At 71.2% G+C, this 13,120-nt stretch carries 9 protein-coding genes; 7 read left to right on the forward strand and 2 right to left on the reverse strand.

Annotation, left to right across the window (positions count from 1 at the left end; translation table 11 throughout):
- Window positions 1-36 precede the first annotated feature (36 nt).
- Genes O9335_RS01190 through O9335_RS01210 form a run of 5 tightly spaced genes read left to right on the forward strand, consistent with a single transcriptional unit; the run spans window position 37 to window position 4,827 of the window.
- Complete coding sequence (locus tag O9335_RS01190; RefSeq protein WP_298382288.1) at window positions 37-954, forward strand: restriction endonuclease; 918 nt, start codon at window positions 37-39, stop codon at window positions 952-954.
- Between the two features lie 36 nt (window positions 955-990).
- Window positions 991-1,737, forward strand: a complete 747-nt coding sequence (locus O9335_RS01195; RefSeq protein ID WP_298382291.1) for an ABC transporter ATP-binding protein — start codon at window positions 991-993, stop codon at window positions 1,735-1,737.
- Entirely contained in the window at window positions 1,734-2,510 is a 777-nt protein-coding gene (locus O9335_RS01200) for an ABC transporter permease (RefSeq protein WP_298382294.1), read from the forward strand. Before O9335_RS01195 ends, O9335_RS01200 begins: the two co-directional genes overlap by 4 nt.
- A gap of 37 nt (window positions 2,511-2,547) precedes the next feature.
- Window positions 2,548-4,158 carry an ExeA family protein gene (locus O9335_RS01205; protein ID WP_298382297.1) on the forward strand — a complete coding sequence of 537 codons (1,611 nt, stop codon included), beginning with the start codon at window positions 2,548-2,550 and terminating at the stop codon, window positions 4,156-4,158.
- Window positions 4,159-4,827, forward strand: a complete 669-nt coding sequence (locus tag O9335_RS01210; RefSeq protein ID WP_298382300.1) for a general secretion pathway protein GspB — start codon at window positions 4,159-4,161, stop codon at window positions 4,825-4,827. It abuts the gene before it with no gap.
- A gap of 21 nt (window positions 4,828-4,848) precedes the next feature.
- Here the strand turns inward: O9335_RS01210 and queE are convergent, their stop codons facing one another.
- Complete coding sequence (gene queE / locus O9335_RS01215) at window positions 4,849-5,484, reverse strand: 7-carboxy-7-deazaguanine synthase (RefSeq protein ID WP_298382303.1); 636 nt, start codon at window positions 5,482-5,484, stop codon at window positions 4,849-4,851.
- Complete coding sequence (locus O9335_RS01220; protein ID WP_298382305.1) at window positions 5,481-6,581, reverse strand: 6-carboxytetrahydropterin synthase; 1,101 nt, start codon at window positions 6,579-6,581, stop codon at window positions 5,481-5,483. The genes queE and O9335_RS01220 overlap by 4 nt, the downstream gene beginning before the upstream one ends.
- Window positions 6,582-6,701: 120 nt before the next feature.
- Between O9335_RS01220 and O9335_RS01225 the strand changes: the two genes are divergently transcribed.
- Entirely contained in the window at window positions 6,702-9,818 is a 3,117-nt protein-coding gene (locus tag O9335_RS01225) for a ligand-binding sensor domain-containing diguanylate cyclase (RefSeq protein ID WP_298382308.1), read from the forward strand.
- A 157-nt stretch (window positions 9,819-9,975) separates the two neighbouring features.
- Entirely contained in the window at window positions 9,976-13,077 is a 3,102-nt protein-coding gene (locus tag O9335_RS01230; protein ID WP_298382311.1) for a diguanylate cyclase, read from the forward strand.
- Window positions 13,078-13,120: the final 43 nt, after the last annotated feature.

A 13,120-nucleotide genomic window follows, 5' to 3' on the forward strand; every position in this document is an offset into this window, starting at 1 on the left:
GAACCATTGCATCCACTCGCACCGCAAGAGACCTGCATGCCGGTACCCGACTACCAAACCTTGATGCTTCCACTTCTCAGCCTGGCCGATACGCGCGGAGAGATGACCTTCAAAGACGCTGTACGCCAACTCGCACAGCACTACCAGCTGAGTAGTGACGAAGCCAACGAAATGCTCCCCAGCGGCAACCAACCGGTCTTCACGAATCGAGTCGGTTGGGCTCGGTCTTACTTGAAGCAAGCGGGGCTCTTGTCGTCCCCCCGGCGAGGCGTCTTTGTCATCACGGCGGAAGGGAAGTCGCTGCTGGCGGAAAAGCCGGCTCGAATCGATAACTCGGTCCTGAGCCGATTCACTGCGTTTCAAGCTTTCAAGAGCAAGAGCAAGTCAACGAGCGAAGCCGCCGACGCGGTGAGTCCCGCGCCGCCCACCAGCATTGAAACCCCGGAAGACGCACTTTCCACTGCCTATCAGCAACTTCGAAGGAGCCTCGAATCCGACCTGCTGGATCAAGTGAAGTCCAACTCGCCCTCCTTTTTTGAAAGGGTGGTGGTCGACCTCTTGGTCGCCATGGGCTATGGCGGATCGCGCAACGACGCCGGACGAGCCGTGGGGAGAAGCGGCGATGGCGGTATCGACGGCGTCATCAACGAGGACCGGTTGGGTCTGGACGTGATTTACCTCCAGGCCAAGCGCTGGGAAGGAGTCGTCGGCCGACCAGAGATTCAAAAGTTCGCCGGCGCACTCCAGGGCCAGCGCGCACAAAAGGGCGTGTTCATCACCACCTCCAGCTTCACAAGGGAGGCTGTGGAATACGCACAGTTGATCACGACCAAGATCATCTTGATCGATGGTGAGCGTTTGGCCAGCCTCATGGCAGAGCACAACGTCGGAGTCAGTCGGGTCGGGTTCTACGAGATCAAGCGGATCGACACCGACTACTTTGAGGAAGAGTGAGCAGCCCATGTTGCAACGCTTTGATCAGCCGATCGAATGCTCACGCTGACCGACGTCTCCCTGCGCCTCGGCACCGTCGACGTGCTTCAGGGCCTGCACCTGCGCCTGAACGCGGGCGAGCGGCTGGCCTTGCTGGGCCCTTCGGGGTGCGGCAAGAGCAGCGTGCTGCGCCTGCTGGCGGGGCTGCTGACGCCCAGCAGCGGCGCCTTGCGCTTCGACGCGGGCCGCCCCCCACGCTGGGGCTGCGTATTCCAACAGGCCACGCTGATGCCCTGGGCGCGCACCCTGGACAACGTGGCGTTGCCGCTGCGCCTGCAAGGGCTGGGCGCGGCCGCGGCGCGCGAGCGGGCCAGCGCCCAGATGGCGCGTGTGGGCCTGGCGGGCTTCGAGCGCGCCCACCCGCACGAGTTGAGCGGCGGCATGCAAATGCGCGCGGCGCTGGCGCGGGCGATGGTGACCGAACCCGAGGCCCTGCTGCTGGACGAGCCCTTTGGCGCGCTGGACGAGATCACCCGCGAGCGCCTGGGCCAAGAGCTGCTGGCGCGCTGCGCCGAGCAGCCGGCCCTGGCCGTGGTGCTGGTCACGCACAGCGTGTTCGAAGCGGTGAGCTTGGCCGACCGCATCGTGATCTTGTCGCCGCGCCCCGGCCGGGTGCTGGCCGAGCTGGACGTGGCGGGCCAGCGTCCGCCCTCGGGTTGGGCCCAAAGCGATGCCTACTTCGGGCTGGTGCGCCAAGCCCAAGAGGCGCTGGCCCGCGGCATGCGGCAGGAGGCGGCGGCATGAAGCCCTGGGGATCTCGCGCCCTGAGCCACCTGCCGGCCGCTTTGCTGCTGATGGCCCTGTTCGGGGGCTGGGAAGCCGCGGTGCGCGCCGGGGCTGTGCCGCCCTACCTGCTGCCCGCGCCCAGCACCATCGTCGCCACCTTGCTGGGCGATGCCGGCAGCTTCGCCGCGGCTTGGTGGTTCACGCTGAAGGTCACGCTCGGTGCGCTGGCCCTGGCCTGCGCCAGCGGCATCGCGGGCGCGGCGCTGTTCGCGCTGTGGCCGGCGATGGAGCGTGCCGTCATGCCCCTGGCCATCGGCCTGCAGGTCACGCCGCTGGTGGCCATCGCGCCCATCCTGCTGATCTACGTGGACGAGCCGCACACCGCCCTGCTGCTGTGCGCCTGGGTGGTGGCCTTCTTCCCCATCCTGAGCAACACCCTGGCTGGATTGCGCGCCACCGACGCTGGCTTGAGCGAGCTGTTCCAGCTGTGTGGCGCCACGCGCTGGCAGCGCCTGCGCTGGTTGCTGGTGCCGGGCTGCGTGCCCTACTTCTTGGCGGGCCTGCGCATCGGCGCCGGCCTCGCCCTGATCGGCGCCGTGGTGGCCGAATTCGCCGCCGGCGCCGCTGGCAGCCAAACCGGCCTGGCCAGCCGCATGCTCGAGGCCTCGTTTCGCACCGACATGCCGCGCATGTTCGCCTGCCTGTCGCTCGTGGTGCTCACGGGCTTGGGCCTGTACGTCGCCGTGGCGGCGCTGGAGCGCGCCTGGGTGGGTGCGTGGCGCGGGCGCTGAACCGGCATCCGCCAACAGCCCGTAAGCTGCGCCCCCCATGTACAACCGCTTCTTCGGACTGACGCGCGAGCCGTTTTCGATCGCGCCCGACCCCCGCACCCTTTACCTGAGCGAGCGCCACCGCGAGGCGCTGGCCCACCTGCTGTATGGCGTGCGCGGCGGCGGCGGTGTGGTGCTGCTGACCGGCCAGATCGGCGCCGGCAAGACGACGGTGTGCCGCGCCTTCTTCGAGCAGCTGCCCAGCGACTGCCACTTGGCCTACGTGGTGAACCCGCGGCTGTCGGCGCGCGAGCTGCTGCAGACCGTGTGCGACGAGTTCCACGTGCGCTACCGCGACGAAACCCCGCAGCGGCCGCGCAGCGTGAAGGACTACGTCGACCCGCTCAACGCCTTTTTGCTGCAGGCCCATGCCGCGGGCGAGCATTGCCTGCTGGTGATCGACGAGGCGCAGCAGCTGTCGCCCGGCGTGCTGGAGCAACTGCGCCTGCTGACCAACCTCGAAACCCACGAGCGCAAGCTGCTGCAGATCGTGCTGGTGGGGCAGCCCGAGCTGCGGGACTTGCTGGCCCGACCCGAGTTGGAGCAACTAAACCAGCGCGTGATCGCCCGCTACCACCTGGACGCCCTGGACGAAGCCGACACCGCCCGCTACGTGCGACACCGCCTGGGCGTGGCCGGGCTTAGTGGACCCCTGCCTTTCGACGCGGGCGCGCTGAGGGCGCTGCATCGACTTTCGGGCGGCATTCCGCGGCGCATCAACCTGCTGGCCGACCGCGCGCTGCTGGGCGCCTACGGGCGCGACACGGGGCGCGTGACGGCCACCATGGTGCGCCACGCGGCCACCGAGGCCCTGGGCGACGCTACCCCACCCACCGCTCGTCGCTGGAGCCTCTGGCTCGCCGCAGCGGTGCTTTTGACGGGCACCGCGGCCGCCGCAGCGTATTGGGCCAGCCGCCATGCCCGTGAGCAAGCCGCGACACATGCCCGGCTTGCTGCCCCCACGCCCCAGATCCCCCCTCGCACCACCAAGCCGACGGATGCACCCAAGTCGACCACCGCTTGGCAGCCCTTCGCCAACGAAGCCGAGGCCTGGCAGGCGCTGACCCCAGCCTGGGGCTGGACGCCGAGCGACGACGGCACCCCGGTGTGCGAGCAAGCCTCAGCCCACACGCAGCGCTGTTGGCGCAGCCGACTGAGCCTGGCCGAGCTGCGCCGCCTGGACCGCCCCGGCCTGATCACCCTGAATGCCGACGAAGGGAGCGCCCCCGTGCACGCCCTGCTGGTGGGCTTGCGGCCCCAAGAGGCGGTGCTGCGCGGCCCGAAGGGCGAGACCACCTGGCCGCTGGAGACCCTGGCCCGCCAATGGCGTGGCGACTTCGCCACCCTTTGGCGCACGCCCGAGGGCTACCGCGCGCAACTGGGCGAGGACGCACCGCCCGCGCAAGCGCAGTGGCTGGTGCGGCAATTGGCGGTGGCGCAAATCGGCCAGCCCTTGCCGGCCGCCGCCAGCCTGCGCCAACGCATCGCCGCCTTCCAGACCAGCGAAGGCCTGCCGGCCGACGGCCGCGCCGGGCCCCGCACCCTCATGCACCTGAACCGCGCCACCGGGGTGGATGAGCCCCGGCTGAGCGCGGAGGAGCGCCGCTGAATGAGCTACATCCTCGATGCCCTGCGCCGCGCGGAAGCCGAGCGCCAACGCGACCAAGCCGCGGTGCCCCACCTGCACAGCGCTCCGCTGGGCGACGCAGCGCCGTCCCCACCCCACCCTGGCGCAGGCCGGGGCGCGCGCTGGGCCTGGGGCCTGGGCTTGGGGGCGGCGGCGCTGGGTTTGGTGGCAATCGGGGCGTGGTGGGCTGGCCGAGCTGTGCCGGCTCCTGTGCCGGCCCCCTTGCCTCCCCCCGCCCTGGCGGCCCCGGTCCAGCCCCCGCCAGCGCCTGCCGCAGCGCCGAGTCCGGCGGCCATGCCCGCACCGCCCGCCGTCGTCGCGCCCGCGCCGGCCCCGGCAACGGTGGCCATGCCCGTGCCCGCCCCGATACCCGCCCCGGTGCCTGCCCCGGTGCCTGCCGCCGCGGCCACCCGCACCACCGCCGAGCCCCTGCCCTGGCGCCAGCTGCCCGAGGCCACGCGGCAGCGCATCGGCCCCTTGGCGGTGAGCGGCGCCATGCACTCGCCCGACCCGGCCAGCCGCCTGCTGATCGTCAACGGCCAGGTGGCGCGCGAGGGCGACACCCTCGCCCCGGGCGTGGTGCTGCAGGAGATCCAACCGCGCTCGGCGCTGCTGCTGGTGCAAGGACAGCGGGTGCTGCTGTCGTACTGAGCCCCTCCGCCCCTCACCCTGTCAGGGGATGCCCAGCACCTTGTGCGTCTGCACGCTCAGGCGCCAGCGGGGGTGGGCCAGGCAATGGGCGATGGCGGCCTTCGTGTGCTGCCTTTGCAGCAGGCCGTCCATGGGCTGCAGGAAGAAGTGCTGGAAGTCCAGGCCCTCGAAACGCTCGGGCGGGGCCAGGGGCTGCGGGTAGACGAGCTTGAGCTCGTGGCCGGCGGTCAGCACCAGGGGCGCATCGGCCTTGGGGCTGACGCAGATCCAATCCAGGCCCGCCGGGGCCGGCTGCGTGCCGTTGGTCTCCACCGCCACCTCGAAGCCTTGGGCGTGCAAGGCGTCGATGGCGGCCTCGTCCAGCTGCAGCAGGGGTTCGCCGCCGGTGCACACGACGCAAGGCCGACCCTGTTTCAAATCGGGCCAGCGCGCCGCCACGTGGGCGGCCAGGTCTTGCGCGGTGGTGAACTTGCCGCCGCCCTCGCCATCGGTGCCGACGAAATCGGTGTCGCAGAAGTTGCAGACCGCCGTGGCGCGGTCTTGCTCGCGGCCGCTCCACAGGTTGCAGCCGGCAAAGCGCAAGAACACGGCCGGCCGGCCGGCCTGCGCGCCTTCGCCTTGCAGCGTGTAGAAGCATTCTTTGACGGTGTAGGTCATACCGGAATCAACTCGCTGGTGTCGCCCAGGGTGGCGATGGCGCCGCTGCCGCGGGTCTCGAACAGGTCCACGCGGTCGCAGGCCGGCAGCACCGCACGGGCGGCGTCCAGGGCGTGGGCAGCCAAGCTGGCGCAGTCGGTGTCGCTCAGCGCTGGGTCCTGGTGCAGGGGGTGGTGGTCCAGGCGCTTGAACACGGGCTGGAACAGGGCCTTGACGTCGCCGTAGTCCACCGCCCAGCCCAGGCGCTCGTCCAGCGGGGCCTGCAGGTGCAGCCGCAGGGTGAAGGTGTGGCCGTGCACCTGGCCCAGCGGGTGGCCGGCCGGGGCCTGGCGCAACTGCACGGCGCTGTCCAGGCTGAACTCCTTCCAGATGCGGTGCGTGTGCCCATTGAAGTTGGCGCCGCTGCTGCCGGTCTCGAAGACGGTGACCCAGCTCAAGCTGGGCAGCAGCGGCTGCAGGCGCGCCCACAGCCAGGCGGCGATGCGCTCGCTGGTGGGGTTGTCCAGGCCCGGCAGTTCGTTCAGGCAGCGATAGTTCAGCTCGAAGTGCAGCGGCGCCCACAGGGCGTCGAGGTGGTCGTAGTCCACCGCCAGGTCGTCGGCCGCGCCCAGGGTCTGGTTGGCGTGCACGATGACCTCGAAGCCATGCCCGTGCAGGCGGCCGCATTGGTGGCCGGGAGGCACATGGGGCAGCCAGTGGCTGCTCTGAAAACGGTAGCGGCGCCACACGTGGGCCTGACCGTCGGGCATCAGGTCCACGCCGGTGTGCGGCGTGCTGTAAACGCTGACTTGGCCCAGGCCCGGCACGTCGGCCAAGCCGCGCTGCAACCAGCGGGCCAGGTTCTCGTCGGTGGGGTTGGGCAGGTGGTCGTTGAGCAAACTGTGGTCCAGCGGGGCCACGGCGGCCTCCAGGCGCTCGCGCAGCGCGCTGACTTCGGCGCCGGGGAACGGCGCCCAAGCGGGCGGCAGCGCACCGCGCACGCGGGCGAAGTAGCTGTGACCATGCAGGCGGCGGCTGCGATGGCCGGCGGGCAGGGCGGGGATGTGGCAGGCGGCTTCAAAACCAGCGCCGGCGCTGTGCAAAACGGTAGGGGTCACGGGCCGGATTGTCGGCCGAGGGGCCCCGGCCCCCGCACCGGTGCGGGGATGCCCCGAGTCGCCGTGGGCCAGACGGCCGCACTCAGGGCCGAGAATCGCGCGCAACCAAAGGGGGATGACGTGCGTCGATGGGTGCTGGGATGGGGACTGGCGTTGGCGGCTGCGGCCGCCTTGGCCGCGGCCGGTCAGGGCGCCGGCGCCCCCTTGGCCGAGCCCCGCTTCGAGAGCGTGGGCGACGCGACGCAAATCCCCGACGGAGTGGTGTCGTCGATGGCCCTGGACCCCCAAGGCCTGCTGTGGGTGGGCACCAGCGTGGGCTTGCTGCGCTTTGACGGCCACAGCTTCGTGCCGGTGTCGCTGGCGCCGCTGGGCCGCAGCGGCGGTTCGACCTTCGTTCGCACCCTGATGGCGGCGCGCGACGGGCGCATCTGGGTCGGCACCGACGGCCGGCTGCTGGGCGTGTACGACCCGCGCACCGAAACATGGCAGGTGCACCGCCACGACCCCCAACAGCCCGACAGCCTGGGCGGCGTGGTGCGCACCCTGGCCGAGGACGCCCAAGGCCGCGTTTGGGTGGGCAGCAATGGCGGGGGCTTGCAGGTGATGGCCCCCGGCAGCGCACGCTTCGAGCGCTTTGGGCCCGAGCAAGGCCTGCCCGACGCCCGCGTGCAGCACATCGCCATCGGGCCCGATGGCACGGTGTGGGCGGGCACCTGGAGCGGTATCGCCCGCTTGGCGCCTGGCGCCCGCCGGCTCGAGCCCCTGGACCTGGCCGACGGCCTTCGCCTGACGCTGGCCGGCCAAGTGGTGCATGCCATCGCACCCATGCCCGACGGCAGCCTGTGGATCGGCACGCAGGAAGGGGAGTTGTGGCGCGTGGCCGAGGGCCACGCCCTGCAGCTGGACCGCCGGCCCGGCGCTTTGGGCGCGGTTCAGGCCATCACCGCCGTGACCGAAAACGACGTCTGGGTGGGCCGCAGCGCCGGCGTGGAATTGCGCTCCGCGCAAAGCGGCGCGCTGCGGCGCAGCCTGCAACCCCGGGCCAGCCGCCCCTGGGGCCTGGGCGGCGCCGACGTGCGCGCCATCCTGCGCGACCCGGCCGATTTGCTGTGGGTGGCGGGCTACGGCACCGGCCTGCAGCGGGTGAACAACCTGAGCCAAGCCGTGTGGGTGCGCCGCGGCGACGACGACCCGCAAAGCCGCTTGGCCGAGCCCGATGTGCGCAGCCTGCTGGCGCTGCGCGACGGCACGGTCTGGGCCGGGACGAACGACCGCGGCATCGCCTTTTTGGACAGCGAGCTGCGCACGCTGGGCGGCATCGCCCCGGGGCAGCGCAACCTGCCCCCTGGGCGCGTCACGGCCCTGGCGCAAGGGCGAGACGGTCGGCTTTGGGCGGGTGTGGAAACCCACCTGATCGAGTTCGCCCACGCGCGGGCCGAGGGCCAGGTGCTCGAAGTCGGTCGCGGCCGCATCCGGCGCATCCACGAAGACCGCGATGGCCTCCTGTGGGTAGGCACGCAAGATGGCCTGTACCGCCGCGGCCCCGGCAGCACCCGGTTCGAGCGCTTGAGCCACCACGATGGCCGCCCATTGGCCGGCGGCGTGAACGCCCTGGCGCAAACGCCCGACGGCCAGCGCTGGGTGGGCGCCGAAGCCGGGCTGTTCCCCCTGAGCGCCGACGGCCATGCCCTGGCACCCATCGTCTTCGCCGACGGCGCCGGCCTGGTCAGCCCCAACGTCGTGGGCCTGATGACCGGGCGCGACGGCACGCTGTGGGTCGACACCACCGCCGGCCTGCACCGCCTGCGCCAGTGGGACGGCCGCGCGGCCACCCTGGAGCACCTGGGCGAGCGCGCCGGCGCCGGCAGCGACGCCTACGGCGCCAACCTGCTGGAAGATGCGCGCGGCCGGCTGTGGACGCACCGCGCCGTGTTCGACCCCGCCGAGGGCCGCGGCCGCCCGCTGGGCACGGCCGATGGCGTGGACATCGGCTCCGCCTGGTTCCGTGCCTACACGCAGATGAGCGACGGCCGCATGCTGTTCGGCGGCAGTCGCGGCATCCTGGTGGTGCAGCCGGAGGCCTTCCGCTTCACGCCCTTTGCACCCACCGTGGTGCCCACGGCGCTGCGCATCGGCTCGCGCGACGTGCCGCTGGCGCGCCTGCAACCCCGGCTGGTGCTGGCGCCGGACGAACGCAGCTTCAGCCTGGAGTACGTGGCCACCGACTTGAGCGACCCCATGCGCAACCGCTACCGGCACCGGCTGCTGGGCATGGACACCGATTGGGTTGAGAGCCGCAGCCGCCAGCGCCTGGCCAGCTATGGCGGTTTGCCGCCCGGCCGCTACACGCTGGAGGTGCAGGGCAGCAACCGACATGGTGAATGGAGCCCGCAAACGCTGCGCGTGGAGCTGTTGGTGCGCCCCGCGTGGTGGCAGGCTTGGTGGGGCCGGCTGCTCATCCTCGTCGGCCTGCTGTTGGCGGGCTGGGGCGCGGCGCATTGGCGCACGCGGTTGCTGCGCCGCCGTCAAGCCGAATTGCAGCGGCAAATCGCCATCGCCACGCACGCGCTGGAGGCCAAGAGCCGCGCGCTGGAAGAGTCGGCCCTGACGGACCCGCTCACCGGCCTGCACAACCGTCGCTTCGCGCTGCAACGGCTGGACGACGACCAGCGCCTGGCGCGCCGCCACATCGAAGAGGCACTGAAACGCGGCGAAGCGCCGCCGAGCGACGCTGACTTGTCGTTCGTCATGATCGACCTCGACCACTTCAAGCGCATCAACGACGAGCTGGGCCACGCCGCCGGCGACGCGGTGCTGGTGCAAATGCGTCCGCGGCTGCAGAAGGTTTTCCGGGAATCGGATTACCTGGTGCGCTGGGGCGGCGAAGAGTTCCTGGTGGTGGCCCGCGGCACCTCGCGCGACGGCCTGGCCGAGCTGGCCGAGCGCGCGCGCTGCATCGTGGCCGACGAGCCTTTCACCATCCCTGGCGGAGAACCACTGCGCGTGACCTGCTCGATCGGCTTCGCCTGCTACCCGCTGGACCCCGAACACCCCCGCGAAGCGACCTGGTCGGCCGTGCTGGCCGTGGCCGACGCTGCGCTGTACGCCGCCAAGCGCGAGGGCCGCAACCGCTGGGTGGGCGTGGTGCAAGGGCGTGGGGCGCCCTTCGCCATCGCCCAGTCGCTGCACAGCGACCTCGCCTGCGAAGCCCGCGTGCTGCGCAGCCCACCCGGTTGAACCCTGGCTCAGTGCGGGCAGAATCGCCCGCAGCCATGGCGTCGTGGGGTGTCGATTGCGCGTGTGGAAAACGGCCCGTTTCAGGGCCTGGTGCTGGACGGTTGTGTGGGGCGGGCTCGGCCTGCTCGGGAACAACGCCGTCTGCGCGACGCCCCCCGTGGCCGTGCCACCCGAGCCCCACTTCGAGAGCCTGAACGACCCCGCTGCCATCCCTGACGGCGTGGTCTCTGACCTGGTTCAAGACCCCCAAGGCATGTTGTGGTTGGGCACCAGCCAAGGCCTGATGCGCTTCGACGGGATCACCTTCACCCCCATTCCATTGGTGACGCCAGGTCGCGGCCAAAGCCGCATCAGCTTCATCCGCACGATGCTGGCGGCCCGCGACGGACGCATCTGGATCGGCACCGAGAGCGAAGGCTTGGCCGTTTACGACCCGCGCACCGAACGATGGACGCTGTACACGCACCAACCCCTTCAACCTGAGCAAAGTCTGGCGCGCGGCGTCGTCCGCAGCTTGGCCGAAGACCTGAGCGGACGGATCTGGGTGGGCACGATCGGCGGCGGTCTGCAGGTGCTGGACCTCACGACGCAACGCTTTCGACGCTACACGGCGGCCGACGGCCTGCCAGACCAACGCGTGCAGCACCTGAGCGTGGACGGCGACGGCACGCTGTGGGTGGGCACCTGGAACGGCGTGGTCGTGCTGCCACGGGGGGCCACGCGCTTGGAGTCTCCACGCCGGAGCGATGGCAGCGAGCTGCGCTTGAGCGGCGAGGTGGTGTTGTCCGTGTCGCCCATGCCCGACGGCAGCCATTGGGTCGGCACTCAGAGCGGGAGCCTGTGGCGCATCCGGCGCGAGGGCGGCCCCCCCGAGCGGCTCGACGCCAACCTGCAACCCAACCCGCTGGGGGCGGTGCAGGCGATCACCGCGGCCAACGAGCAACAAGTGTGGGTGGGGCGGGCCGGTGGCATCGAGCTGCGCGACCCGGCCAGCGGTCAGTTGCTGCGTGCCCTGCGCCCGAGCATCGCCCGTCCGTGGGGCCTGGCCGGCGCCGACATCCGGGCTTTGGTGCGCAGCCCCAACCAGGTGCTGTGGGTGGCCGGCTACGGCAGCGGCCTGCAGCGGGTCAACAACCTGGATGGCGCCATCCACGTGCGCCGGCCCGACGAGGACCCGCGCAGCGCCTTGTCGCGGCCCGATGTGCGCAGCCTGCTGGCGCTGCGCGACGGCACGATCTGGGCGGGCACCAGCGATGGCGGCATCGCCATCTTGAACTCGCAGTTGCGCACGATCGGCGGCATCGCGCCCGGCAGCCAGGGTTTGGGTTACGGGCGAGTGGCTGCCCTGGCCCAGGGGCCAGACGGGCGCGTGTGGGTGGGCATCGAGGACCGGGTGCTGATGTTCCGGCATGCCAAAGCGCAGGCCAAGGTTTACGAATTCGGTCGAGGCCGCATGCGTCGACTGCTGGCCGACCGCGAGGGCGCGGTGTGGGCGGCCACCCAAGACGGGCTGTACCACTTGGCCCCGGGCGATGCGCGCTTCCAGCGTGTGGAGCACCACGACGGTCGGCCTCTGCAAGGCGACGTGAACGCCGTGGTGCAAAACCCCGATGGCAGCCTGTGGGTGGGGGCTGAAGCGGGTTTGCTGCCCATCGCGGCCGGTTCGCGGGTGTTCGGCCCCATCGCCTTCGCGCCCGAGGCCGGACTGGCCAGCGGCACGGTGCTGGGCCTGCTCATCGACCGCGCCGGACGCCTGTGGGTGGACACCACCGCAGGCCTGCATCGCCTGAGGCAGTGGGACGGTCGCCGGGCCGCGCTGGATTACGTCGGTCAACACATCGCCCGCAGCCACAACACGCGGCCCCACGCATTCGGCGCCAACCTGCTGGAGGACGAAGCCGGGCACATCTGGACGCAACGCGGCGTCTACGACCCCCGCGACCAACGCTTGCAGTTGCTCTCCGGAGCCGACGGCGTGGACCTGGGCACGCCCTGGTTCCGCTCTTACACCCAAACGACCGACGGCCGTCTGCTGTTCGGCGGCACCAAGGGCATTTTGGTGATCCAGCCGTCGGCTTTCCGGGCGTCCCGCTTCATGCCAGCGGTCGTGGCCACGGGGCTGAGCATCGGGTCGCAGGCGGTGCCCTTGTCGCGCCTGCACCCCTCGCTGGTGCTGGCGCCGAACGAAGGCGGCTTCACGATCGAATTCGCGGCGCTGGACCTCAGCGAGCCCGCGCGCAACCGCTACCGCTACCGCTTGGTGGGCCACAACGACGAGTGGACCGAAACCAGCAGCCGGCGGCGACAAGCCAGCTACGCCGGGCTGGCACCCGGCCGCTACGCCCTGGAAGTGGAGGGCAGCAACCGACACGGCGACTGGAGCCCCAAGCGCTTGAGCGTCGCGGTGGAGGTGCAGCCCCGCTGGTGGCAATCGTGGTGGGGGTTGTTGCTGGCGCTCGGGGCCCTGAGCCTGGCGGTGGGCGGCGTGTCCCACTGGCGCACGCGTTTGCTGCTGCGGCGCCAGGCCGAGTTGGAGCAGCGCGTGGACGAGGCAACGCAAGCCCTGCAGGCCAAGTCGCGGGAGCTGGAGGAGTCGGCGCTGAGCGACCCGCTCACCGGGTTGCGCAACCGGCGCTTCATCGTGCAGCGCATGGATGACGACCTGCGCCTCGTCCGGCGCCAGTTCGAGGAGGCCCTGCGTCGCGGCGCGCCCCCGCCCGCCGACGCCGACCTGTCCTTCTTGATGATCGACGTCGACCACTTCAAGCGCATCAACGACGAACACGGTCACCCGGCGGGCGACGCCGTGCTGGTGCAAATGCGCGGACGCCTGCAGGAGGTGTTTCGCGAGTCGGACTACTTGGTGCGTTGGGGGGGCGAAGAGTTCCTGGTGGTGGCTCGGGGCACCTCGCGGGACAGCCTGCCCGAGCTGGCCGAGCGCGCGCGCCGCGCCGTCGCGCAACGGGCCTTCGCGTTGCCGAGCGGGCAAGACCTGTCGGTGCACTGCTCCATCGGCTTCGCCTGCTTCCCGCTGAACCCGGCGCAGCCTCGCGCCGAGCATTGGTCCGAGGCCGTGGCGCTGGCCGATGCCGCGCTGTATGCGGCCAAACGCGAGGGCCGCAACCGCTGGGTGGGCGTGCTGACGGCGCAGATGGCTCACCCCGCCGAGCTGATCGCCGCGCTCAACGCCGGACTGCCCGAGCCCCGCATGCACCTCGTGCGCGGCGGCCCGGACCGCAGCACACCGCCCGCCCCGTAAGCCCCCGGCGCCCGACAGGGCCAAGGCCTTTTGGGCATCATCG

Origin of the sequence: Inhella sp. (assembly GCF_027532025.1) — a bacterium.
Taxonomy (GTDB): domain Bacteria; phylum Pseudomonadota; class Gammaproteobacteria; order Burkholderiales; family Burkholderiaceae_C; genus Inhella.